Raw genomic sequence first — 26,322 nt, forward strand, 5'->3', positions numbered from 1 at the left:
CCTCATTATATGGGATAACATAAATGTTAGATCAACATGTTTTAGTGCTCAATTGCGGCAGTTCAAGCTTAAAGTTTGCTATTTTAGATGCACAATCAGGTGATGAACTCATCACTGGCCTTGCCGAATGCCTCATAAGTGAAGATGCACGCCTTAAATATAGTTATCAGGGCCAAAAGCAGACTGAGTCTTTAATTGCTAATGCCAGCCACCAACAAGCGATTACTCGATTAGTTGACATTATTAAAGCCAATAAACTCGAACACTCTCTCATTGCCGTCGGGCACCGAGTTGTCCATGGCGGGGAGCATTTCACTCAATCAGTGGTGATCACTGAGCATGTAAAACAAGTGATCGCAGATACAATTAGTTTGGCCCCTCTGCATAATCCGGCCAACCTCGTCGGGATTGAAGCTGCCGAAAAAGCATTTGATACATTACCTCAAGTCGCTGTCTTCGATACCGCTTTTCACCAAACCATGCCCAAACATGCCTACCTTTATGCATTACCTTACGAGCTTTATCAACAACATGGTGTGCGTCGTTATGGCTTTCATGGCACAAGTCATCATTATGTAGCAAAGCAAGCGGCCACAGTCTTACAACAACCATTTGAGACATTGGCATTGATCAGCGCTCACCTTGGCAACGGCTGCTCAGTCACTGCTATCAAAAATGGTGTCAGTGTCGATACGAGTATGGGATTAACCCCCCTTGAAGGAGTCGTAATGGGCACACGAAGTGGCGATATTGACCCCGGGTTATTTAATTTTCTGACCCAACAGCTCGGATATAGTGCTGTTAAAATAGATACATTATTAAATAAACAAAGTGGTTTATTAGGGTTAAGTAAACTCTCAAATGATTGCCGCACAATTGAAGATGCCCATCTAGCGGGCAATGCTCAAGCAAGCCTTGCGCTGGAAGTGTTTTGTTATCGCCTTGCCAAGCAAATTGCCGCTTACGTTGTGCCACTTGGCACACTTGATGGATTAATTTTTACTGGAGGCATTGGTGAAAACTCGCAATTAATTCGTCAAAAAGTGATTGATTCATTAAACTTTTTTGGTTTTAAATTAAATGAGCAAGCCAATAGTCAAGCTCGTTTTGGTCAATCTGGGGTGATTACCTCGAACCAAACGGGCCCTCAAGCCTTGGTTATCCCAACCAATGAAGAATGGATGATTGCACGTGATGCCGCCGCCCTAGCGCTGGAGGTCATTTAATGTCACATCGCATTATGTTAATTCCTGTTTCAACAGGTGTTGGTCTCACCTCAGTGTCTGTGGGTTTGGTGCGTGCTTTAGAGCAAAAAGCGGTGAAAGTTAACTTTTTTAAACCTATAGCTCAACCCCGTGCGGGTGATAAAGGCCCAGAAAAATCAACAGAAATTGTGAAACTCGGATCGAATATCAGGCCTGCGTTGCCCCTTGATTTACACTACGCAGAACAAATGATTGGCGATGGTAAAGGTGATATTTTACTCGAAGAAGTGATCACACGATTTGAATCAAGTGCCAGCGAAGGCGAAGTCGCCATCATTGAAGGGATGGTCCCGACCCGTAAACAACCTTATGCAGGGCGACTCAATCGTGAGATAGCACAAGCTTTAGGCGCTGAAATTGTATTTGTATTGACGCCCGGTAATGATCCACTTGATCAAATAGAAGACAGGCTTGAAATTGCAGCCAGCTTTTATGGCGGCCTAGAAAATGAGCGAGTGTTGGGTTGCATCTTTAATAAAGTGAATGCTCCTTTAGATGAAGAAGGTCGAGCTCGAGCAGATCTGGCTGACTTATTCGAACCTGATAATCTTGCTCATGAGCTCACGCGATTAGCCTCCATGCCCGTTTTTACACAACAATCGTTTAAATTGCTTGGCTGTGTGCCGTGGGATTTTGAATTAGTTGCACCACGTGTCTCTGATTTAGCCCGCTATTTGAATGCTGAGATTGTCAATGAAGGAGATATGGCCCATCGTCGCCTAAGAAGTGTCACGTTTTGTGCCCGCACGGTCTCAAACATTTTAAATCATTTTAATCCAGGGGTATTGCTGGTCACACCGGGCGATCGCTCCGATGTATTAGTTGCGGCCTGCTTATCGGCCATGAATGGCACTAAGATTGGCGCTATTTTATTAACTGGTGGTTTCAAACCAGAAGCACGAATTATTAAGCTGTGTGAACAAGCTATGGCTACTGGGCTCCCTATTTTATCCACTCAAGCCGATACTTGGCGCACTTCTTTATTACTGCATAACTTTAATATGGAAGTACCCACTGACGATGAGCAACGCATAGAGCGAGTAAAAGACCACAATGCCGCACATTTAGATAGTGATTGGCTGCATAGTCTAACCATGGGCGTAGAGCGAACACGTAAAATGTCTCCTCCAGCCTTTCGCCATATGCTCACCAATAAAGCTCGCAATGCAAATAAAACCATTGTGTTACCTGAAGGAACAGAGCCAAGAACAATCAAAGCCGCTGCAATATGTGGCGAAAGAGGCATTGCACATACAATATTACTTGGTGAACGTGATGAAATTTTAAGAATTGCAGAACAACAAGGTGTGCAGCTCAATGATAAAGTGAGTATTATTGAGCCTGAAACCGTTCGTGCTAACTACGTTGCATCTTTAGTTGAATTACGAAAAAATAAAGGAATGACTGAAGTCATTGCTCAAGAGCAGTTACTAGACAATACCGTTTTAGCGACGATGATGCTCGCTAATAATGAAGTGGACGGCTTAGTCTCTGGTGCAGTGAATACCACAGCCAACACCATCCGCCCTCCTTTGCAACTGGTTAAAACCGCGCCTGGCTCCTCGTTAGTTTCATCCATATTTTTTATGTTGCTGCCTGATCAAGTGTTGGTTTATGGTGATTGTGCCATCAACCCCGATCCCAGTGCCGAGCAATTAGCCGATATCGCGATTCAATCTGCTGACTCTGCCATTGCGTTTGGTATTGAAGCTAAAGTCGCGATGATCAGTTACAGTACAGGTACATCAGGCGTCGGTGCAGATGTCGAAAAAGTGAGATTAGCCACACAATTGGCTCAACAAAAACGCCCTGATTTAATTATTGATGGCCCTTTGCAATATGATGCCGCGATAATGGAAAGTGTTGCACAGAAAAAAGCGCCCAATAGCCTAGTGGCAGGCAAAGCGACTGTCTTTATTTTTCCAGATTTGAATACGGGGAACACCACATACAAAGCTGTGCAACGAAGCGCTAAACTAATTAGCATTGGTCCGATGCTGCAAGGCATGCGTAAGCCTGTAAACGATCTCAGTCGCGGCGCGTTAGTCGATGACATTGTTTATACCATTGCCCTCACAGCTATCCAAGCGACTCAAACTGTCAATTAAATTTGTCTTATGCAATAAGTACCATTTATCGTACTTATTGCATAAATCTCTGCGTTACAAACAAGTCAAATTTTGTGCCAATCATAATTAATCAATTAAATCATAGCTATACGCATTTAGAATAGACTAATTAACAAGGTTATCCACAGTTTTTGTGGAAAACAAATGAGTGTGAATTCAACTAATTAATAATTTTAGTGTTATTTATAATCAAGAAAACCACCGTTTTTACTCGTTTGTTGGCCACTCAAGCTTTTAGCGCCTATTTTTAATTTTTTAGTCATGAATGTTTCATCATGTTGATATGCCAACAATCAAGCTATTTAGCCAAACACTTATGTTTAGTTTAAGTTGCTGATAAACAGAATATTATAGTTATAAATGTTTAACTATTTATTTATTGCCTCTTGCGTGGCTGCTGTTATAGACGCACAATAATGATTGATGTCACTCAAGGATGCATTATGTCAAAACAAACTTTAGAATTAATGAATGAGACATTTACCATTCACAGCTTTGACCCATCACAGCCCATTCCTTCGGCGGTGTACAATGCACCTATTTATTTCATAGCCAAAACCTACGATGAGCTTTCTATTGTTTGTCCTGATTCGATTCCTTTAGACAGTAACGAGAGCGAAGAAGGTTGGGCTGCCTTTGAAGTACTCGGCCCGCTTGGTTTTTCATTAACTGGTATTTTATCAAATATATCTGGCGTGCTGGCCGCTGAAAAGATATCTATTTTTGCGATTTCAACCTTTGATACCGATTATGTGTTAGTGAAACAAGAGGCAATCCGCAAGGCCGTGTCAAGCTTACGTAAAAGTGGCTACAGAGTGACCAATATCTAATGATGGCCGTTCACAAACAAGTAATAAAAGCCAATGAAAATCAAGTTCAAGGTCTGGGCTTACCTATCTATTCCCCTGTGTCCGGTAAAGTTTTTCCACTTGAGCATCACCCTGTTGCGCTCTTCTCTCGCGGTATATTGGGCTGTGGAGTGATGCTTTTAATGACAGGGCACAAACTTTATGCCCCATTTGATGGAACTGTAGAGCAAATAAGAGCGGGTGGCACAGAGTTCATTTTAAAATCCCGCCAAGGCATACAGTTATTAATTTCTCTTGATATTAACGAGCGCTACTTACCTCTAAATGGCTTACGTTACTATATCAATCAAAAACAATCATTTACGGCTAAATCTTTATTATTTTATGCCGATTTTCGTCAAGTAAAAGAACCTATTCATGTCGCGGTGACCATTATTAACCACCAAAAGTTAGGTGGAATTTACTATAGTCATCAACAAGTTCTTGCACCAAACGATATTCTTTTTCACATTACAGCGAAACAACGTCGCTGAGCAATTTAGGATTATGTATGACTTTAATGTATGGCATTGCCAACTGTGACACGATAAAAAAAGCCAAAAAATGGCTCGATAGCCAGAATGTTTCTTATCAATTTCATGACTATCGTAAGCAAGGCCTCACTGCAGAATTATTGCAAACCTTTGAAGCACAGCTAGGCTGGGAGCAACTGGTAAATAAAAGAGGCACTACCTATCGCGCTTTGACTGATGAACAAAAAGCGGGCCTCAATAAAGACACGGCATTAGCTCTGTTGCTGGAACATCCAGCAATGATCAAACGCCCACTTCTTGTCCATCAAGAACACATGCATTTAGGGTTTAAAGCTGAACAATATCAAGAGATTTTTGCATGAGTAAACAAGCTGTTATAGAGCTCGCCCAACAGTTAATTCAGCGGCCTTCTGTCACCCCTTTAGATGAAGGTTGCCAACAACTTATGGCTGAGCGCCTCACTGCGATTGGCTTTGAACATGAATCACTCTTTTTTGTCGATACCTTAAATATGTGGTCTCGCAAAGGCACGCAATCGCCTTTGTTTTGTTTTGCCGGCCACACTGATGTCGTGCCAACAGGGCCAGAGTCTGCTTGGCATTTACCGCCATTTAGTGGTTTAGTCCAAGATGGTTATTTGCATGGCCGGGGCGCAGCCGATATGAAAGGCTCGCTTGCCGCAATGATTGTCGCCACGGAACGATTTGTCACTGATTACCCTGATCACCGAGGCTCTATTGCATTTCTTATTACCTCAGATGAAGAAGGGCCATTTATAAATGGCACACCCCGAGTCATCGAAACATTAGAAGCTCGCAATGAAAAAATAGACATGTGCTTAGTGGGCGAACCATCATCCAGTCATAAAGTGGGCGATGTCGTAAAAAATGGTCGACGAGGTTCACTGACAGGTTTTGTGAAAGTCAAAGGCATCCAAGGTCATGTCGCTTATCCGCAGTTGGCTAAAAACCCAATTCATTTAGTCAGTCCAGCCTTAACCGAATTATCTCAAACACAGTGGGATAAGGGTAATGAGTTCTTCCCTGCTACCAGCTTTCAGATTTCTAACATCAATAGTGGTACCGGTGCGGGTAATGTTATTCCGGGTGAACTGGATTTACAATTTAACTTTCGTTTTAGTACTGAAGTGACCGCAGATGAATTAAAGTCTCGGGTGGTGTCTATTTTTGATCATCATGGTTTTGACTATGAAATTAATTGGACACTCAATGGCTTGCCCTTTTTAACCTCTGCGGGTTCATTGGTCGATGCCACAGTCAAAGCCATTGAGCACGTTGCGCACTATGCCCCATCACTGCAGACGACAGGAGGCACCTCTGATGGACGGTTTATCGCCCAAACAGGCGCGCAAGTAATTGAATTAGGGCCGTGTAATGCCACTATCCATAAAGTAAATGAATGTGTCAGTGTCGAAGATTTAGAAAAACTTACCGACATGTATTATCACATTTTAATTGAGTTATTAGCTTGATGATGTCCACCTTAGCTTGCGGGACACATGAAGATCATTTAACTGATTTTCAGGGTCATCTAGTCCATACAGCAATTGTCCCTGATTTAATTCGCTTACACGCCGCAGCACAAAAAGCTGGGTTTTCATTGGCGATTGCATCAAGCTTTCGCAGTTTTGAGCGCCAATTAATCATTTGGAATAATAAATTTAATGGTGTGCGTCCTGTTCTGGATAAGTATGAGCAGCAAGTTGATATGAGTCAGCTATCTGAACGAGAACGTGTGTTTGCTATTTTACTCTTCTCGGCACTGCCGGGCGCAAGTCGCCACCACTGGGGAACTGATCTTGATATTTATGATAGCAATGCAGTCAGCGACGACTATCAAGTGAAATTAGAACAACATGAATATGAGAAAGGCGGCCCTTTTTATTCGTTCAACCTGTGGTTAAACGAGCAACTTCCGGACTTGGGTTTCTTTAAACCTTATCAAAGCTACTCAGGAGGAGTGGCGGCAGAGCCTTGGCATATCAGCCACATCAGGCAAAGCGAACACATAGCGGAACAATTAGATGTGAACGTGTTAACGCAAGTACTTAATCAAGCTGATATTGCTGGTAAAGCCGAGATTTTAAAGCACCTACCAGAAATCTATCAGCAATATATTGTCAATATTAATGCGCCAAATACATAGTTTGGCGCATTTTAAAGGTTATTGGCGATAACCATCAAAAAACCTCGCCATTTGCGCTAAAGCGGGTTTAAGTTGATCTTGATGAGGTAAAAAAACCAATCTAAAGTGATCAGGCTCTGGCCAATTAAACGCCCGACCATGAACTAGTAATATTTTCTCTTGCATTAATAAATCAAAAATCAGCTTTTCATCATCATGCACATTGAATTTTGCACGATCAAATTTCGCAAATGCATACAACGCCCCTTTAGGCTTAGTGCATGACACGCCCTCAATCGCATTTAAGCCTTGCCAAACAATATCACGTTGCTGATATAAGCGCCCTGTTGGCTTAATCAAGTCATCGATTGATTGCACGCCACCCAAAGCTTGTTGAATCGCAAACTGCGCTGGCACATTCGCACACAAGCGCATGGATGCCAAAATATCTAACCCTTGAATATAATCGCTTATTCCCGACAATTTACCACTGAGCACCATCCAACCCATTCTTAAGCCAGCAGCACGATAGGTTTTAGCTAAACCATTGAAGGTAATAATTGGCAAATCATCGCATAACGAGCCGATAGAGGTATGGACCACACCATCATAGAGAATTTTTTCGTAAATTTCGTCGGAGAAAACCAATAATTTATGCTCTCGCGCAAGCCCAAGCAAATCCTGCAGTAGCGCTTCATCGTAGACAGCTCCTGTAGGGTTGTTTGGATTAATGAGCACTATCGCACGGGTTTTAGAGGTGATTTTACTTCGAATATCGGCAATATCAGGGAACCAATCTTGCACTTCGTCACACAAATAATGAACCGGTGTACCACCAGAAAGTCGCACTGAGGCCGTCCAAAGTGGATAATCAGGAGCAGGGATCAAAACTTCATCCCCAGAATTGAGCAACGCTTGTGTGCTCATTTGAATAAGTTCACTGACGCCATTGCCAATAAAAATATTATCCACATCCAGATTCGAAAAGTTCTTTTGTTGGTAATGCTGGTAAATGGCAACTCGGGCAGAATAGAGCCCCTTGGAATCACAATATCCCTGTCCAGCAGATAGGTTTCGCACTATATCTTTGTGCATATCCTCTGGCATATCAAAACCAAAAGCGGCAGGGTTACCAATGTTGAGCTTGAGTACTTTTTGACCTTCATCTTCCATTTTTCGAGCTTGTTTTAACACTGGCCCGCGGATGTCATAACAGACACCCTCTAATTTGTTACTTTTTTTAATTATTGGCATAGTTAACCCCTATTGATATAGGCCTAGACTAGCCGAAATAGATTCTGAGCAAAAGAGCTAAAGACTGAATTTAATTCAAGTTTATTGATTTATTAACCAAGCCGTCATTTTCTCTTTTGTAGCAAGGATATGCGGTTCAAGTTGCACCAAAAATTCTTCTGCTTCTTTGAGTTTATTTTCAAGCAATAAATGTTCGATATTTTTTGCTATTTCAGCCAAAGAGACAGCACCAAACTGCGCCGCATTGGATTTTAAGCTGTGCGAATTTCTAATCGCGGTTTCATTATCTGAATGAAAACTACTTTCTAGTTCACTATGCAAGCGATCAAATTCAGTATGACAAAAGGACAACGTAGCTTCAAAATGCTCACCTAACAGTGACTGCATACTCACCAACGCGTTTTCATCAATGGTTACATCGGGCATGTCCATATCCTTAATTGGTTAACCTTATTCTTAGTGTAAACAAACTAAGATAAAAACCCAATTTATCTTTAAAAATTCCTAAACCGAGCTTATAAATTGGTATCTATCCAAAAAACCACTATAATCAGCAGCTAATAAAATATAAAAATAACTTTCCAGGCTATTCACGGATGAATAATTTGCACCTTTTTGATTCCCTTTTGTCCCACTCGCAACACGGTGTTTTAGTTGTTGATGAGCAATTTAACATTCTTTATTTTAACAAGTGGCTAGCAACCAGAACAGGACTTGACTTAAACGAATATCAAGATAAATCAATTCTAAGTGCTTTGGGACTTGAAACCCACAGCTCTTTTGCTGATGCTGTCAGTGAATGTTTTCGACATCAGCAGCCAATCTGCTTATCTCCTCCAGAAGATACATTTACATTGCCTTTATTCGACAGTGTTAAATGCCTTCCTATTTGCCAGCAGCTCCATTTATCAATTTTTGAATATCAATCGACACAATACTGCCAAATAGAGGTGTTTAATGTCTCTGACACTTTGTATCGGCAGGAGCAATCAAATCAACGTGCTCAATCACTATTACAGATGAGCAAAGCACTCAAGCAATCTGAAAGTAAATTACGCAGTGTAGTTGAACACATTCAGCAAGGATTACTCACATTTGATGAAAAAGGGCTGATCCTCGATTATAATCAGGCCGTTAAGAAAATTTTTGCTTCTCCATTGATTGATATTACAGAGTTATTACCCGAATTAAATTTACGAGATTACACGCTTAGTTCAGCCCTTGAACAGCTTGGTCTCACTCACAGTGAGCAATGGCTTCCTTTAAAACATTGTCCAGCGCTTGCCCATTGCCACTATGAAATGTCCATCACAAAGATAAACCACCCAGCGGAACCTTTTTATCTCGCCCAACTTAGGGATGTCAGTTCATTTAAACAACAAGAAGAACAGTTATCTGAAATTGCTCGACTCGATCCACTAACGCAAATCCCAAATCGTTTAGTATTAGAAGATCGCACGGAACAAGCTTTAGGACGAAGTAAACGAAATCAGCAATTTATGGCCATGGTTTTAATTGATTTAGATGAATTTAAGCAAATCAACGATTCGTTAGGTCATCAAAGTGGTGATAAGTTACTTAAGATAGTTGCAAAACGAATATCGCAATCAATCAGAAAGACCGATACAGTCGCCCGCTTAGGTGGCGATGAATTTTGCATTATTTTTGAGCAGCTTGATTCGCATGAACAATGCCGTGATTTGCTGAAAAAATTAGTTAATCAGCTTGAGCAAACGACCCTATTAAATGGCCATGAAATTATCCCAAAAGCCAGTGTCGGGGCATGTATTACTAAAGGTGAGATAGACCAGCAGGAGTTATATAAACGCGCTGATTCTGCGATGTATCAAGCTAAAAAAATGACTCGTGGTTCCATTAAAATTTATCAGCACAGTCATGAGCAAAAACGTCATTCAACATTACAAAATGAGCTTGATAAAGGCTTAGATTACACCGAACTCGAACTGTTTTTTCAACCTAGCTTATCGACTTCTGAGCAAGCCTTGGTCAGTGTTGAAGCACTGTTAAGATGGCGATTAAATGGTAAAGCAATGCTTCCCAAACAATTTATCTGTGTGATGGAACAAGACGGCTGTTTTACTGAAATAGAGCGCTGGGTAATACACGAGGCATGTCGCCAACGAAAAGCATGGTTACAAAAAGAATTAATCAATGACGATGTCACTTTGGCGGTCAATATTTCCCAGTCCTTTTTTTACCACCCAAGTTTAATCAAAATGCTACGCAATGAACTCAACCGCTTTGAGCTAGACGCCAGCATGCTGGAACTGGATATCAAAGAATCAACCTTATTACTGTCCAGTAAACGCGCCTCAAAAATACTCAAAGAACTCAAGGAACTGGGAGTAAAAATTGCCATTGATAATTTTGGCATGGGTGTCTCCTCGTTAGCTATTTTACATCACCACCCTATCGATCGGATCAAGTTAGACAAACAGTTATTTCATAACAACGCCACTCAAAGCTTACCTCTGATCATTGGTATTATCGAGGCTGCTCGCTCGCTGAATATTGATATTTTAGCCGAAGGTATTGAAAACAAAACCATGCTTGATTATCTGATCAAGATTAAATGTGATGCTTATCAAGGTTACCTGATCGCCAAGCCGAGTCGTAATGATGTGTTTGAGTCTTTCTTAAAAAGTACCGTATAATAACGCTCAAATACCACAATGTTACTCAGTTATGTCACGCACTTTATGCGAAAACTGTCATTACCCAAAATCACACTGTTTATGCGATGTAGTAACCCAGCTTACGCATCGCACGCGTATTATCATTTTGCAGCACCCAAGCGAAGTCAAAGCAGCTAAAAATACCGCACGTTTACTACAATTAAGTTTGCAAAATGCCGAAATTTGGATTGGAGAATCTCCAGAAGATTTTTTGCCATTACACAGCTTAGATCAATCGAGTACGTTTGTGGTTTATCCAGATGAGAAAGCGGTCATGCTCGAAGAATACGCGCAATCATCAACACAAGTGGAGACGTTAATTTTCCTTGATGGAACTTGGAAAAAAGCATTTAAGTTATTGCAATTAAACAACTGGTTAACACGCTATCCATTTTTGAGCTTTGCTGTTTTACCGACTTCTCGTTACACATTGCGTAAAGCGCCTCGGGCTGATAGCTTATCGACTCTAGAAGCCGTTGCCTATAGCTTAGCCACCCTTGAAAACATCGAGGTTGCACCTTTATATGCTTTGCTCGATGCGATGATGCAACAGCAATTTGATGCGATGCCACCACATATTCGTTCTCGATATCACTTTGGCCCATGACAACCAAATTAAACCGTTTAAAACAAGGTCTCTATCGCCGAGGTCCAGATCATCGTACTGGTCAAGATGTCGATTTTTTACATATCAAGCACCATTTCGGATTTAAAAACCTGACCGTCGGTAAATGGGTGGATAAACAGGAAAAACAATTAGCCGCAAACTTAATTTATGACGCATTGGCTGATTTAGCTTGGTTATTAAACGTCCCCAGCAAAGTTATTGGATTGCGGCAGCAACTAAGTTTGAGTTTTGGTACAGGTGGGCAATTAGGTGTCCAAGCTCATTACAATAGCCTTGAGCGTTGCTTATATTTAGCTAAAAATGCAGGTGCAGGAGCGCTAGCTCATGAGTGGTGGCACGCATTTGACCACTATATATGCCCGTTTTTACTTTCTCCCGATACACCTTTACAGTTTGCTTCAAGTACCTGGTTAAAGCAGGCCGCTAATATTTCCCACCCATTGAACGCCTTACTTGACGACGTTTATCAAACCCTTTTATTGAGCGAAGATTTATGTCAGCCGAGTGACTATGTTCATCATGCCATCTCTTTGGATAAACAATTACAGATGAATTATTTCAGTTTACCTGAAGAGTTAACAGCCAGAGCTTTTGAAGCATGGATACAAAGTAGAACACAAATTAAAAACGCCTACCTAGTGTCAGGGACAAAGCAAAGTAAACTCGCTGAGTTGAATGCTTTTCCAAGCCCAGCACTTCAGCGTAAATTCGGTGACACACTTGCTCAGTACTTTAACTTACTCGCCGATTTACTCGAAACTAAAGGTTAGACTTGCAGACTCAAGCAGACTTCTTATAGCGTTGTAGCCATTGGCAATAATCAACAAAGGGAAGCGGTTTGGAATAGTGATAACCTTGCGCAATTTCACAACCAAATTGCCGCAATATCTTAGCAATCTGTTCACTTTCGACTCCCTCTGCAACAACGTATGCATCTAGGTTGCTGGCCATTTCAATGGTGGTCTTACAAATGGTTTGATCGCGCTTGTTGTGCTCTAAATTCATTACAAACTGTTTATCAATTTTAATTTCATGAAAACCCAGTTGGCTTAAATACGCCAATGACGAATAACCCGTTCCATAATCATCAATCGCGACTTTGATCCCCATTTCTTTAAAATCATCGAGTATATTTTTCGCTTTTACAGAATCCCCCACGGTCGCTGACTCAGTGAGTTCGATTACCACTAAAGAAGGTTTAATATTAAGTTCGGTGAGCAAAGTGAGAAGCTGCACTGGCAGTTCTCGCTTATTTAAATCGCGAGCTGAAATATTGATGGATATTTTATGATTTGGGAACATAGTAAGAATGTTTTTCTGATGGAGCAGTGCTTGCTCAACGACCCACTCAGTTATCTCATTAATAATCCCCGCTGATTCAGCAACAGGAATAAACTCTTCAGGGGAGACAAACCCCAGCTCAGGATGATCCCAGCGTAACAAAGCTTCACTGCCGTATATACTGTTTGTTCTAAGGTCGATCTGAGGTTGATGGTATAAATAAAACTCATTATTTTCAATTGCTTGATGTAAATCAGCTGCTAACTTTAGGCGTTTTTTCATGATATTATCAGTATCATTTCGATAAAGGTGCCAATGATCGGCTTCATTCGCTGCAAGTTGCAGTGACTGCAAAGCTCGTTGGATCAACAACTCCACAGATTCAGCATGTTCAGGGTAACGGGCAATCCCGATATCCACTTGGCCAACTAAGTAAGTACCGTCTAAGTACACCCCTTGCTCTAATGACCCTTTAATATTTGACACATATTGTTCAATTAACTCTGATGTGACGTCTGAATTAATCACTACCGCAAACGTATCATCGTTAAAGCGGCAAATATAAACAGGGATCCCCAATTCTCGCTGTTCAAAAACCAACATACTCAACCCATCCAGCCTGGTATTGAGCTGAAAGCTAAGCTCTGTAATGTATTCGTTCGCATGTAAAATGCCAAAATTAGCACGAGTATCGGCATACGTATCTGGTTTAAAAAACACTAACGTATGCGCTTTTGATAAATTGTGTAACTGACTTAACGCGCGACTCAGCACCACGTGATTGGGTAATCCACAAATAGGATCGTGAGTTGTTAAATATTTTTGCTTTTCTTCTTTTGCTCGGTAACGCTCAGCATGAGCAATCGTAACTAATGTCACTTGAACAATGAGCCCAACCATAAACGAACTGATGACTAGGTGCGAATAGCTCAATACCCCAAAGTAACTTAAAGGAACAACAATGGCCGTAATATAGATGGGTAACCAACTGAGCAAATACGTTCTGATCCAACGCTCTGTACTTCGAAGGTGCGGAAATAAAATAGCACTCATGACTAGGTAAAACAGGACTTGATAAACAAATACCACATAATTTAATAATGTTTCATCAATAAAAAAACTCAGCAACACCGAGATCAAACACAAGCCACAATACTGCAAACCCAGTTTATAGATTCGTTTGTTGGTTTTCTTCACATTTAAAAAACGCAGAGCAAATTGAATGGCAAACGTGGCCATTAATAATTTAAACAGTACATCATGACCTATGACCATTTCGACCAACAAACTCGGTAACAAATAATGGATAAATCCATGACTTAACGCCGTAGTCATTAACCCACTGATAATAAAACCATTGTAATAAAGAAAGCTGGTGTTTGAGGTATTAAAAAATAGCGAAATATTATAGAGAAACATTAACGCTAAAATGCCAACAAACGCGCCCCAAAAAGCAAACTCAAAGTTGATTAAGTGCTCAAATTCATCTGGGGTATGCAAAAAAATAGGTGTATGAGGCAACCCATTGCTCAAAACTTTAATAAATACAGTCGCACTCGCATTACTGGCAATCTGGCCTTTAAAGTGTGGAAATACATTGAGCAACTTAGGTTCGATACTTCTTCGGCTGCCGATAAAACGAGTCTGTGCCACAGCCCCATTTTCAACTAAATAAAAGTCGATGTAATCAAGAGTTGGATTATCTAGATGCAAAACAAAAGGTTGCGGGGTATTTAATCGATTTGTCAGTTTTATTTTAAGCCAAAGAGTACGTTCAGGTAGAACTAGCGCGATGGATTCATGCACTTGAAACGCTAAAGAGTCCACCGAAAGTAATACACTATCAATGGTCAATTCATTACGTGGATCATAAAGCGCTTCTACATCATAGTTTATGAGTGATCCTTGTGATCCGGTAATTTCTATAGCTGCGCATACATGAGTGTAAAACATCAATAGAATTATGAAGAGGGCGCTATATCTTCCCTGAAAACTCATTCTTTTCTCCGCATCCTAAGAACAAATTAAAGTATGGGTGAAAAAGTGTAAAAAGCTACATTACTCGGGACAAGATTTGTGAGATTCTGTGAAGATAAGTTAATTTTTATAGAGCTCTATACATAAAAAGCACCTTGTGGTGCTTTTTATGTATGTTCAAAACTGGCAACAATATTAGATATCTTTATCATCGCTGATGCGACTGGCCACGGCGCCATCTTGGCCTTTATATTTGGCATCAACACGCACATTGTAAGGGTTTTCAGCAGGGCCTGACATAGTTTCGAAACTGAGCGCTCCAATTTTCATCAACGGGCGCAGTGCTAACGGCAATTTACCTGAGTTATAAAACTCAAGCACAATATTGCCTGACCAACCTGGATCAATTCGATGTGCGGTAACATGCACCATTAAACCAAGACGCGCTAACGAAGAGCGACCGTCTAACCACCCCACAATATCAGCTGGTAACGTCACCGACTCATAGGTAATAGCTAATGCTAATTCACCAGGGTGAAGAAAAAATGCATCGTTACCTTGCAAGACAATTTCATCGCTCATGATCGATTCCATAGCCACATTAAGCTGCTCTTTTGGGCCACTTAAATCAATGTATGGAGCGGCGTGTTCTTGAAAAACTCTAAATTTATTCCCTAATCGTAAATCAACGGTCACACCCGAAATCATCTCAGCGGTCGGTGCAGGCGAAATCAAGATTCGCTCATCGGCAATGTATTTTTTTATATCTGTATCTGACAATCTCATGAATTAATCATCCGTTATGATAATTTCAAGCTGACTTTGCGTCGCATCTTGATAATAAAGCTGACTCGCCATTAATCTCGCAGCTTGTGCATATTGTTGACTAATAGCGCTATTTTTTTCAAAACTAATACTTTTACCCTCTTCACTCGCTTCTCGAATCGCTAATTGCAATGGAATTTGAGCTAATAACGGGACACCGTATCGATGTGCTAATTCCTTTCCACCATCATGACCAAATACATGACTGGTTTGCCCGCAGTGACCACACACAAATGCACTCATATTTTCAATCATGCCAATAATAGGCACTTTCACCTTTTCAAACATGGCAATCCCTTTTTGCGCATCTGCAAGGGCTAAATCTTGGGGAGTGGTGACGATCAACGCGCCACTTGCTGGCACTTTTTGGCTCATTGTCAATTGTATATCACCGGTACCAGGTGGCATGTCGACAACTAAATAATCTAACTCCCCCCAATCCGTTTCAGATAACAATTGATTCAAGGCTTGAGAAGCCATTGGTCCTCGCCATACCATCGCCTGCTCGTTTGGCACTAGAAACCCAATTGATTGAGTTTTGATCCCATGAGCGATAAAAGGCAATAATGTGTGTTCATCTTTTGCCTGCGGTTGAGCACCTTCCAACCCCATTAACATCGGGATAGATGGGCCATAAATATCCGCATCTAATATGCCAACCTGAGCACCCTCTAATTGCAGCGCAGCGGCAATATTAACGGCAGTGGTCGACTTGCCCACCCCACCTTTTCCTGAAGCCACCAAAATAATGTGTTTAATGGCAGCAAAACGCGGGGCTGTTTGAATACGACACACCAGTGTCAGATTAATTTCACAGGCAAGTTGCTTTGATAAAAACTCTCTAATTGCCGCCGTTTCACCTGATGCAGCGAACTCAGTTTCAAGGGTTAATGTTAAGCCGTCTTTTTGCCACTGCGATACTGATATTGTGGCACATTGACTTAAGCCAACAGGAAACGCCATTGAGCGATACCGCTCGAGGGAATCGAGTAACTGTTGATTACGTTTTTTATCGCGATTAAAAAGTGATTTTAAAGCAAACATGATAAGAAATTCAGGTTTCTATAATGAAAAATGCTTCGGAATTATGTAACATTCACGCCATTAACACCAGTCAAATCCATCAAATTCGAATGTCGCCCCGGTTTGTTCGGGCAAACTTATTGATTATTGATATTAATTAACACAATTAAGCACTATTATTGTCGCAAATAGTAGCTTAGAACACGGTAAATACATTTATGTCACAGAGAAAGATTCTCATTACTAGCGCATTACCTTATGCCAATGGTCCAACTCATTTAGGCCATTTATTAGAGTATATTCAAACAGATATTTGGTCGCGTTTTCAAAAATTACGTGGCCACGAAGCCTATTATGTCTGTGCCGATGATGCCCATGGCACGCCCATTATGCTCAATGCACAAAAACAAGGGATCACTCCCGAGCAAATGGTCGAAAATGTGAGTATCGAGCGTCAACGTGACTTTGCTGATTTCAATATCGAGTTTGATAACTACCACAGTACACACTCTGAAGAAAATAAAGTCCTAAGCGAACTTATTTACAATCGCCTTAATGATAAAGGCCATATTAAAAAGCGCACCATTTCACAGTTATTCGATCCTGAAAAAGGCATTTTCCTTCCAGATCGTTTTGTTACTGGCACTTGCCCAAGCTGTGATGCAATAGACCAAAATGGCGACAGCTGTGATGTATGTGGCGCAACCTATAGCCCAACAGAACTCAAAAATCCACGTTCAGTGATGAGTGGCGCAGAGCCTGTATTAAAAGACTCTGAGCATTTTTTCTTTGACTTACCTGCTTTTGAAGACATGTTAAAGTCATGGCTACATTCTGGATCTATCCAAAGCGAAATGGCCAATAAACTAGAAGAATGGTTTGCTGATGGCTTACAACAATGGGACATTAGCCGTGATGCCCCTTACTTTGGTTTTGAAATTCCAAATGCGCCGGGCAAATACTTTTATGTGTGGTTAGATGCACCAATTGGCTACATGGCAAGCTTCAAAAGTTTATGTGATAAAAAAGGCTTAAACTTCGACGAGTTTTGGTCTAAAGATTCAGATGCTGAGCTGTATCACTTCATCGGTAAAGACATTATTTATTTCCACAGCCTATTTTGGCCTGCCATGCTAGAAGGCGCCGAATTCCGTAAGCCGACCAATGTGTTTGCTCATGGTTTCGTGACGGTCAATGGCGCTAAAATGTCTAAATCTAAAGGGACATTTATTAAAGCCCGTACTTATTTAGATCACCTCAACCCGGAATATTTACGCTATTACTTTGCCGCTAAACTCAATTCTGGTATTACCGATCTTGATTTAAACCTTGAAGATTTTGCACAACGTGTCAATGCCGATTTAGTGGGTAAAGTGGTCAATATTGCTAGTCGTTGTGCGAGTTTCATTACCAAAAAATTCGATGGCAAGTTAAGCGATACGGTGATGGATCCTGCGCTTATCAGCGAGTTCCAAAATGCCGCTGAGAGTATTGCTAATCACTTCGAAGGCCGTGACTACAGCCGCGCCATTCGTGAAATTATGGCACTGGCAGACAAAGCCAATCAGTTCATTGATGCGCAAGCTCCTTGGGTACTAATCAAAGATGAAACCAAGCAAGAGCAAGCACATCAAGTGTGTTCTATGGGCTTAAACATGTTCCGCCTATTAATGGTGTACTTAAAACCTGTTTTGCCAAAAATGGCCAGCGACGTTGAAGCATTTTTAAACACTGATCTCGCATGGGAAAGTGCGCAAACGGTCTTAACCGGTCACAACATCAATAAATTTAAAGCGTTAATGCAACGTGTCGAAATGGATAAAGTGAATGCCATGTTAGATGATTCAAAAGAAAGCCTAGTCGCCACTCCAAGCATCGACCCAAATAGCCCATTAGCAAAAGAACCATTAGCTGAAGAAATTGAGTTTGATGATTTTGCCAAAGTAGATCTACGCGTAGCTAAAATTGCCAAAGCAGAACATGTTGAAGGGGCTGAAAAGCTCTTAAAACTGACTTTAGATTTAGGCGGTGAAACACGCCAAGTTTTTGCTGGCATCAAATCAGCTTATCGCCCAGAAGATCTCGAAGGAAAGCTCACTGTAATGGTTGCCAACCTTAAGCCTCGCAAAATGCGCTTTGGAATGTCAGAAGGCATGGTATTAGCGGCAGGCCCTGGTGGAAAAGAGATTTATATCTTAAACCCTGATGATGGTTCACAGCCTGGTATGCGCGTGATGTAATTCATCACACGCATCATGAAAAAGACCACTTAGCGATTGCAAGTGGTCTTTTTTTTAGCGCTCGAAATACAGAGGTTCGCGCGGTTTGCCATCGACTTGCTGCATCGTTTGTGCATCAAACAGCTGGCCATTGATCATGGTATAGGTGACTCGATCAGTGACTCGAATATCTGCAATCGGATCGCCATCAATGACAATTAAGTCAGCCAGCTTACCCGCTTTAATCGAACCTATGTGTTCATCCAAACCAAGGTAATAAGCAGGGTCAAGCGTTGCCGCACGGATCGCTTCAAGTGAACTCATGCCACCTTGAGCAAACATCCACATTTCCCAGTGAGCCGCTAAGCCTTCTCGCTGACCATGGGCTCCCAAGTTCACTTTTACGCCTAAATCTTGCAGTTGCGCAGCCACTTTCGCATTATTAAAGTGATTGTAATGGTGATCTGGCGCTTTTGTACGGCGCATAGAACGCGGTAAAAGCTGGTTTTTAGGCACAAATTTCGACAAACGAGGATGATTCCAAACATCGGTTTTGTCATACCAGTAGTTTTCACCCCAAATGCCGCCATACGCCACTCCGAGCGTTGGGGTATAGCCGACATCGGTTTGTGACCATAACTGTTTAATATCATCATAAACATGCTCAACAGGAATAGAATGCTCGATGCCTGTGTGACCATCGACAACCATAGTTAAGTTATGTTGCAGTAACGATCCCCCTTCTGGCACAACCATCATGCCCAACTCTCGACCGGCTTCAATCACTTGTTGACGTTGATTTCGACGCGGCTGATTGTACGATTTCACCGTAAATGCACCTACTTTTTGTAAGCGCTCTAAGTGGAATTTGGCATCTTCTAGGGAATCAACATGGGAAGTGTAACCTGGGCCGTTGGCTCCATACAAAATAGTCCCCGTCGAGAAAATTCTTGGGCCGACGATTTTGCCCGCCTTTTGCATTTCACTGGCAGCAAAAATTTCTGTGGTGTCGTTAGAAGGATCATGAATGGTGGTCACCCCCAGCGCGAGACCCGCTAGGTTTTTCCAGTTTTGCTGTGGAATAATTTCATGGCTGCCTTGCGCGCCATGTGCGTGCGCATCCACCAGCCCCGGCATAATTGTTTTACCGGTCACATCAATAATTTTAGCTCCCTTTGGAATGATTATCTCAGCCAAAGTACCAACAGCTTTAATATGTTTTCCATCCGTTAAGACCACCCCATTTTCAATCACCGAATCGCCTTGCATGGTGATGATTTTCGCCCCAGTGAGCGCAATCATGCCTTGAGGCTGTGCCATTTTGGCTTTAAAACCTATGTTTGTGCCATCGGCCACTTTAACGATTTTATCTTTAGTAGATATACCAAATACACCTGATAAATCAGCATGATATAACTCAGGCCCTAATGACCAATATAAAGAATCAGCCCCCATGCTCCAGCTAATATTCTCACCAGCTCGAACCGATAATTGCTCAAGCGGAAACTGCTTATCTTTGGGCCCGATATTGATGGTTTTACCATTATTGATAAACGGCGTCACAAATACTTTAAAACGCTCAGCAAACGCTAAATAACGGCTATCAGGTGAAATTTTAAATTCAGTCGCAAGCTCTGATTCATACAATTTTTGTGCTTTTTTCGTGGCAAGGTTTATCACCGAGAAACTGGGTTTGCTGCCTATTCCTGTTACGTAGATATGTTGGTTATCAGCGCCAAACTGTGGCTGATAACCGTCTTTATAAATAAAAGAAGCCTCCCCACCTTTCACTGGCACTTGATAAATACCCGGCTCTACCGACCAATCGGGATCAAGAATTGACCCACCACGCACTTTACGAAATACAAGGGTGTCCCCATCAGGGCTAAACACAGGCTCAATAAATTTGCCTTTTTCTTTTAAAATTGATTTGCCTGTACCTGTGCGGGCAGATACCACATACAATTGACTTTGCTCATCATCTTGCCAATTGATAAACGCGATTGATTTACCATCACGGGAGAAGGTTGGGTAATATTGAAATCCGTCGGCTTTTTTGGTCAAAGGTTTGATTTTATTTGAGGCTAAATCTCGGATATAAATCCGGCCCATCGCTTCAAATAGCGCTTTTTCACCATCAGGCGAAATTTGCACATTGCGCAGCATTTTGACATCAAACTCATCGCTGTCGATATTTTGCTTAAAGCGCAGCGCGGTTTGCATTTTCTTGGTTGTCTCGACCTTAAATGGGATGTTGGTTACCTGTTTACTGGCCACGTCTAGCTGATGAATTTTCCCGCCAGCCCAAAAAACAATCCCCTTATTATCGGGTGTCCATGCCATGGTTGGATACACACCGTGAATAGCCCATGTTTCTTGCATATCACGCTCCATATTGCCATACAGCTTAGTATGTTGACCGGAGGCGAAATCATACAAATACAGACTCGATTGAAAATCATCTCGCTTAATGTAAGCCAGCGTTTTTCCATCGGGTGATGGCGTTGGACGAATCGCGCCGCCCATCCCTGAAATAAGGGTGTCTATTTCGCCCGACTGACGGTCAAAACGCTTAATCTTATAAATGCCATTAACAGAATCTTTTGAGTAATGGAATGTTTTACCCGGCGTCGCATCATGTGAAAAATACACATAACGGCCATCAGGAGAAAATGCCGGCTCCCCTAAATCTTTTTGATCGTTATCACGCTTAGTCAGTTGAACGCCATTGCCACCAGCTTTGTGATAAAGCCACACTTCACCAGCCCCCAAAGAGCGACTTGCAGTAAAATGTTTACGGGCAATAATGAAATCGCCATCAGGGCTCCACGAGGGGCTATTTAATAAACGAAACGTTTCATTGGTGACCGCTTTTGCATTTTGACCATCTCGATCCATTATCCAAATATTGTCACCGCCATCTGCATCAGAGGTGAAAGCAATGTGCTGTCCGTCTGGACTAAAACGCGGTTGCATTTGCCATGAAATATCAGCAGTTAATTGCGTTGCTTTGCCACCGGCGATAGGCATAGTGTAGATATCCCCCAATAAATCAAACACCAGTGTTTGTCCATCTGGGCTGATATCTAGATTCATCCACGTGCCTTCTTCTACGGCAATATTTGCATTGAAGAATTGACCTTGTGGTGCATCGACTTGCCAACTGGCTGGGGTCTCTTTTTTGGTTGTATCATTTGCGAAGATCGGGGTACTAACACTGACCGCGACTGCAAGAGCAAGACTCGAATAACGCATCTTTTTCATGGTGTTGTTCCAACTTATTGTGATTATGTTGTTGTTCTCAATTGATTTGACCAGACTCTGCGCCATGCTCCTAGACTTATGTGTTCAAATCACACAATTTATCGATTAATGCCAATTTTTCGGATCAAATTGATAGTAGTCACACAAAAGTTGATATAACTCGCTATCAAATTGGCGCAGCTCATAGGGTTTTTCGATAAATGTTTCGGTTACTACAGCAAAAAACTCCGCTTCATTTGTTGCGCCATAACTATGGATTGCATGGGGCATTTGATAAGCAACACTGGCTTTTAGATTGGTAAACGCACGACTAAACACCCGAGACCAATTTGCATAGGCCTGTTTATTCGCCAAAAGAGGCGTGCCGGAAGTTTTTCCTGTTTCTTGGTCAAGTTGATGGGCAAATTCATGAAACACTAAATTATGGCCATCACCTGGTAAACGATTCCCCTCAAGTACATCATGCCAAGACAGCACCACTGTGCCCCCAGGCCAAGATTCACCTTGGCGGATCACTTGGTGAAAGCTCACCAGCCCGGCACTGTCTCTGGCTTCTTGTCCTGCATAATAAGCGCTCGGGTATAATAAGATTTGTTTAACGTTACGAAAAATAGGCCATGGTTTTTCAAGTACCAACAAACAGGCATCGGCAGCAATCACCCATTTCATCGCATCATTGACCACTAAACCATCTCGACCTAAAAAACTGATATTGTCCAAAAACCAAATGATGTGTTTGGCTAGCTTTTCTTGCTGATCATCCGTTAAACGGTTGTAAATCGGCATCACATTACTGATCACTTGCTTTTGCTGAGGACTGAGTTGCTGTGATTGATATTTACGCTGCCAATAATGGCGGCGAATCACATCCCACTGCCAAAATATCGCGACAAAGCAGATTAACATCACCACCAAAAAATAATTTATCATATGAATTCTCTTGTTTTGATATACAAGCAATGGGACTGTCCGCTAATAAAATCAAGTCAAGCACACCACTCCAGGTAGATTTCGGTTAAAATGGTGCTGATTTTGCCGCATTTATAGAAGCGATTATGACCTTACCCATCGATGTACTTGAGTCAACTTTTTTAGCGCAACTACCTCAATCAGCGTTGATTGTTAGTGCACAAACTGGCTCTGGAAAATCAACCCGTTTACCGATTTGGGCTGCAGAGCACGGCAAGGTATTAGTGGTCGAGCCGCGCCGCATTGCCTGTACCTCCTTAGCGCAGTTTCTTGCTGAACAACAAGGCGCACCATTAGGTCAAGAGATTGGCTATGCTATTCGATTCGAAACACACTTCACCCCTGATACACGTATTATTTTTGCCACGCCTGGGGTGGTATTAAGGTGGTTTTTCGACAATAAATTGGCCGAATTTACTACAGTCATTTTGGACGAATTCCATGAAAGGCGATGGGATACAGACTTGCTACTTGCCTTATTAAAACAGCACCAACAGCATCAACTGGTTGTCACATCGGCCACCTTACACGCCAAAAAAATTGCCACCTATTTAGATGCGCGCATTTTAAGTGCTCAGGGTCGCCAATTTGATGTTGAACTAAAATATATGGCCAGTGACATGCGCCAAATGCCCAGCGCCGATCATTTGAGCGAACGAATTAAGCACGCCTGCGATTTTGCACTTGAGCATGCCCAAGCTGATATCTTGGTATTTTTACCGGGTAAAGGGGAAATTCAACAGGCCAAACAGGCACTGTCACACCTTCATGTTGACCTCATCGCTTTGCATTCGGGTTCCGATCGCTCAACACAACTATTAGCGCTTAATAAACAAGCAAATAGACGGATCATCTTAGCCACCAATGTGGCTGAAACATCGTTAACCATTGCAGGAATTGATTGTGTCATCGATACCGGTTTAGAACGCCGCACACATCTTCGCAACGGCCGAACCGTGCTCGATATGGATTGCATTTCAGCGGATTCAAGTGAACAACGTAAAGGGCGCGCAGGTCGCACACAAGCAGGACTCTGTATTCGTTTATATGGCGAGTTTGCGCCGTTGATAGCCCACACCCCACCCGAAATTTTGCGTGAAAACCTCAATGAGTTAGTGCTCAGCGCCGCATGTGCCAGTCAGGGAATTCATAGTTTAGACTTTTTAGAGCCATTACCTCAGGCATCATTGCAACGAGCGATTGATGATTTGCAGCGCTTAGGGGCACTCGATGCGCAGCTGTTAGCCACAGAACATGGCAAACGTCTCTATCCGTTGCCCATCAATAGTGATCTTGCGCATTTAATCAGCCAAATGCCTAACAATTCACTTCGCCAAGCCATGGGCGATGTCGCCGCTGTCATCGGTGTGCCAAAACAAGTCTATCAACTTACCAACAGCCTTGAGGCGATTGAAGCGTTAAACCAATCTTTGCCTAACTTGTGTGATGTGGAGCTCTGCATAGCATTGGTGCGTGGTCAAGTGGCTGATTGTTTAGAGGTTGATTCTGACGCGCTCATTGAAGCCAAGGCGCTGGCCGAGCAAATTCGCACCGCGTTTGATTTACCTCCCTTGAGCCACCCTGCTTCGTATAATCGTGACGCATTACTTGATGCCATGATGGTGCATTTACCTTCAGCAATCTTTATTGCCAAGCAATCGGGGCGTCATTTCACCATGAATAACGCCATGCAAGAGGTGCAAATAGCCAAACAATCTAGGGTATCCGAATGTGAGGCTGCCTTGGTTCTCGATATCTTTTCATTGGCAGGTAAAGGCGTAAAACAAGCTCGTAATCTGGCCACCTGTGTCGCCCCGTTTGCCAGTAAACGTTTAGTTCAGTTGAACCTTACCGAGCAACGCCTCGACCATGTCTATCTCGAAGATAATGAAATTATGGCTGATATTAGTCATCAGTTTGCGGGTAAAGTCATCCAAACCACTAAGCAGCCTGTGGCACCATCCGCACACACCGAAACACTGTGCCAGCTGATTTATCAAGGTGATTTATTACCCGGATTATTGATTAAAATTGATGAGCAATTTCAATCAGCCCACTTATATGCAGCGTTAAATAAACTCGATCCACCCGATGGCTGTGCCAAAACATTTATCCGACGTTCTATCGAAGAATTAGGGATCAGCGAGCTTGATGAAATAGCCTTGCTTGATTGCAGCGATTTTGATTTAAATTTTATTCCGCACTGGCAGCTTGAGGAGTTTAACCAACTTTATCCACGGCAGCTGCAACTTGCTGGGTTAAACCTAATGATTGAATACATAGTGAGTAATAAAACTGTGATGGCGCATTATCACAATGGCTTGCGAAAAGAAGGACCGAAAAGGTGGGAACTCCCCACCTGGTCAAATTGGAAAATACGTTACAAGAAGGCCAGTAAAATAATCGATATTCGCTAAAATACCTCAAATATACTTAGAGGCATTATCAAAATAGTGCTTCAAGCGTGCCACATATTGCGCAACATGAATGCCGTCCATTAGCGCATGATGCACTTCAATCGACAGTGGCATTATACCAGTGCGTTTGTTGTATTTCCCAAATACAAGTTTTGGGATCCCCGAGTATTCAGAATGATTACTCGCATGCGAAAAACTAGTGAAATTAAGCCAAGGTAATACTGAAATATGTAAACAATTGCACGCCAACCCAGTGGAGTAAAATTGCTCAGAGAAAAAGGGCTGTGATTTGGCCAGTGCTATGGCCTGTTTTGTGTGCTGACAAAATAACGCAAAATTATCTTGCTGTTGCAGATAACTAAACCGAAACGTTTCATCCTCTTTGAGTTGAACCACATTGGCATTGATTTGTTCAAACAGCCATACCTCTCCCTCAACTAATCGCATCGCAAATGGCTCAATGTCATTTGCAGCCTTCATGGCAAAGTAGAGATAACTATTAAAAAATGAAATATTATTCAAGCGGCTAAAGTTAAATAAGCTTTCGGCTTCAAGCTCAACACAAATATTAAAATAGGGATCTGAAAAATTTTTGTAAAATTCGAAATGTTGCTGTCGAGGCCACTGAGATAATTCTATTTTTTTGGCGCTTTCCATCGGGGTATGCATTGATTGCGTTCACTACAGACTGTCGGTAGCCTAAGTTTATTCCCCTTTAGTTAAATCGCAAATGAAGTTTATGTAACAAGCAAAAATACATACAAAACTTGTCCTATCCTACCCAATTCAAATACATTTCTATCGGTAACTGACCTCTGCCCGCTGGAAGCTTTCACAATATTTTTCATTACTTTATATTACATGTAATCACATGCTAACTGATTAAGA

At 42.0% G+C, this 26,322-nt stretch carries 20 protein-coding genes; 12 read left to right on the forward strand and 8 right to left on the reverse strand.

The window, feature by feature from the left end; genetic code table 11:
- Window positions 1-23: 23 nt before the first annotated feature.
- From PULV_RS07495 to PULV_RS07525, 7 genes are all read left to right on the forward strand, one after another.
- The gene (locus PULV_RS07495; RefSeq protein ID WP_193331353.1) at window positions 24-1,226 is read left to right on the forward strand and encodes an acetate kinase; all 1,203 of its coding nucleotides are present in this window, start codon (window positions 24-26) and stop codon (window positions 1,224-1,226) included.
- The gene (pta, locus tag PULV_RS07500; protein WP_193331354.1) at window positions 1,226-3,373 is read left to right on the forward strand and encodes a phosphate acetyltransferase; all 2,148 of its coding nucleotides are present in this window, start codon (window positions 1,226-1,228) and stop codon (window positions 3,371-3,373) included. Before PULV_RS07495 ends, pta begins: the two co-directional genes overlap by 1 nt.
- Window positions 3,374-3,837: 464 nt before the next feature.
- A complete protein-coding gene (locus tag PULV_RS07505) occupies window positions 3,838-4,224 on the forward strand; it encodes an ACT domain-containing protein (RefSeq protein WP_086742275.1) in 387 nt (128 codons plus the stop codon).
- Complete coding sequence (locus PULV_RS07510; protein ID WP_193331355.1) at window positions 4,224-4,736, forward strand: PTS glucose transporter subunit IIA; 513 nt, start codon at window positions 4,224-4,226, stop codon at window positions 4,734-4,736. Before PULV_RS07505 ends, PULV_RS07510 begins: the two co-directional genes overlap by 1 nt.
- A 17-nt stretch (window positions 4,737-4,753) precedes the next feature.
- Entirely contained in the window at window positions 4,754-5,098 is a 345-nt protein-coding gene (locus PULV_RS07515) for an ArsC family reductase (RefSeq protein WP_193331356.1), read from the forward strand.
- Entirely contained in the window at window positions 5,095-6,228 is a 1,134-nt protein-coding gene (dapE, locus tag PULV_RS07520; RefSeq protein WP_086742277.1) for a succinyl-diaminopimelate desuccinylase, read from the forward strand. The genes PULV_RS07515 and dapE overlap by 4 nt, the downstream gene beginning before the upstream one ends.
- The gene (locus tag PULV_RS07525; protein ID WP_193331357.1) at window positions 6,228-6,902 is read left to right on the forward strand and encodes a M15 family metallopeptidase; all 675 of its coding nucleotides are present in this window, start codon (window positions 6,228-6,230) and stop codon (window positions 6,900-6,902) included. The genes dapE and PULV_RS07525 overlap by 1 nt, the downstream gene beginning before the upstream one ends.
- An 18-nt stretch (window positions 6,903-6,920) precedes the next feature.
- Here PULV_RS07525 and PULV_RS07530 read toward each other — a convergent pair whose 3' ends face one another.
- Both PULV_RS07530 and PULV_RS07535 read right to left on the reverse strand, forming a co-directional pair.
- Window positions 6,921-8,135 carry a pyridoxal phosphate-dependent aminotransferase gene (locus PULV_RS07530; protein WP_086742279.1) on the reverse strand — a complete coding sequence of 405 codons (1,215 nt, stop codon included), beginning with the start codon at window positions 8,133-8,135 and terminating at the stop codon, window positions 6,921-6,923.
- Window positions 8,136-8,216: 81 nt separating this feature from the next.
- Window positions 8,217-8,561 (reverse strand): Hpt domain-containing protein, encoded by a 345-nt coding sequence (locus tag PULV_RS07535; protein ID WP_086742280.1) that lies wholly within the window; start codon window positions 8,559-8,561, stop codon window positions 8,217-8,219.
- Window positions 8,562-8,731: 170 nt separating this feature from the next.
- Between PULV_RS07535 and PULV_RS07540 the strand changes: the two genes are divergently transcribed.
- From PULV_RS07540 to PULV_RS07550, 3 genes are read left to right on the forward strand one after another with little or no spacing between them, the layout of a single operon-like run.
- A complete protein-coding gene (locus PULV_RS07540; protein WP_086742281.1) occupies window positions 8,732-10,810 on the forward strand; it encodes an EAL domain-containing protein in 2,079 nt (692 codons plus the stop codon).
- Window positions 10,811-10,841: 31 nt separating this feature from the next.
- Entirely contained in the window at window positions 10,842-11,438 is a 597-nt protein-coding gene (locus tag PULV_RS07545) for a tRNA-uridine aminocarboxypropyltransferase (RefSeq protein WP_193331358.1), read from the forward strand.
- Window positions 11,435-12,229, forward strand: coding sequence for a CLCA_X family protein (locus PULV_RS07550; protein ID WP_193331359.1), 795 nt, complete (start codon window positions 11,435-11,437; stop codon window positions 12,227-12,229). Before PULV_RS07545 ends, PULV_RS07550 begins: the two co-directional genes overlap by 4 nt.
- Window positions 12,230-12,239: 10 nt before the next feature.
- Here PULV_RS07550 and PULV_RS07555 read toward each other — a convergent pair whose 3' ends face one another.
- The 3 genes from PULV_RS07555 to apbC form a co-directional block, all read right to left on the reverse strand.
- Window positions 12,240-14,693 carry an EAL domain-containing protein gene (locus PULV_RS07555; RefSeq protein ID WP_193331360.1) on the reverse strand — a complete coding sequence of 818 codons (2,454 nt, stop codon included), beginning with the start codon at window positions 14,691-14,693 and terminating at the stop codon, window positions 12,240-12,242.
- Window positions 14,694-14,912: 219 nt separating this feature from the next.
- The gene (gene dcd, locus PULV_RS07560) at window positions 14,913-15,503 is read right to left on the reverse strand and encodes a dCTP deaminase (protein WP_086742285.1); all 591 of its coding nucleotides are present in this window, start codon (window positions 15,501-15,503) and stop codon (window positions 14,913-14,915) included.
- A 3-nt stretch (window positions 15,504-15,506) separates the two neighbouring features.
- The gene (gene apbC / locus PULV_RS07565; RefSeq protein WP_086742286.1) at window positions 15,507-16,586 is read right to left on the reverse strand and encodes an iron-sulfur cluster carrier protein ApbC; all 1,080 of its coding nucleotides are present in this window, start codon (window positions 16,584-16,586) and stop codon (window positions 15,507-15,509) included.
- 197 nt (window positions 16,587-16,783) lie between these two features.
- On the opposite strand from apbC, the gene metG reads away from it, so the two are divergent.
- Window positions 16,784-18,805: a methionine--tRNA ligase gene (gene metG / locus PULV_RS07570; RefSeq protein WP_193331361.1), complete on the forward strand. Its 2,022-nt coding sequence runs from the start codon at window positions 16,784-16,786 to the stop codon at window positions 18,803-18,805.
- Window positions 18,806-18,859: 54 nt separating this feature from the next.
- Here the strand turns inward: metG and PULV_RS07575 are convergent, their stop codons facing one another.
- Both PULV_RS07575 and PULV_RS07580 read right to left on the reverse strand, forming a co-directional pair.
- The gene (locus tag PULV_RS07575; protein ID WP_193331362.1) at window positions 18,860-22,048 is read right to left on the reverse strand and encodes an amidohydrolase family protein; all 3,189 of its coding nucleotides are present in this window, start codon (window positions 22,046-22,048) and stop codon (window positions 18,860-18,862) included.
- Between the two features lie 105 nt (window positions 22,049-22,153).
- Window positions 22,154-22,978, reverse strand: coding sequence for a M90 family metallopeptidase (locus PULV_RS07580; protein WP_086742289.1), 825 nt, complete (start codon window positions 22,976-22,978; stop codon window positions 22,154-22,156).
- A 125-nt stretch (window positions 22,979-23,103) separates the two neighbouring features.
- Here PULV_RS07580 and PULV_RS07585 point away from each other — a divergent pair, with 125 nt between their 5' ends.
- Window positions 23,104-25,434: a DEAD/DEAH box helicase gene (locus PULV_RS07585; RefSeq protein ID WP_193331363.1), complete on the forward strand. Its 2,331-nt coding sequence runs from the start codon at window positions 23,104-23,106 to the stop codon at window positions 25,432-25,434.
- A gap of 6 nt (window positions 25,435-25,440) precedes the next feature.
- Here PULV_RS07585 and PULV_RS07590 read toward each other — a convergent pair whose 3' ends face one another.
- Entirely contained in the window at window positions 25,441-26,103 is a 663-nt protein-coding gene (locus PULV_RS07590; protein ID WP_193331364.1) for a CatA-like O-acetyltransferase, read from the reverse strand.
- Window positions 26,104-26,322: the final 219 nt, after the last annotated feature.

The sequence above is a fragment of the Pseudoalteromonas ulvae UL12 genome (assembly GCF_014925405.1).
GTDB lineage: Bacteria > Pseudomonadota > Gammaproteobacteria > Enterobacterales > Alteromonadaceae > Pseudoalteromonas > Pseudoalteromonas ulvae.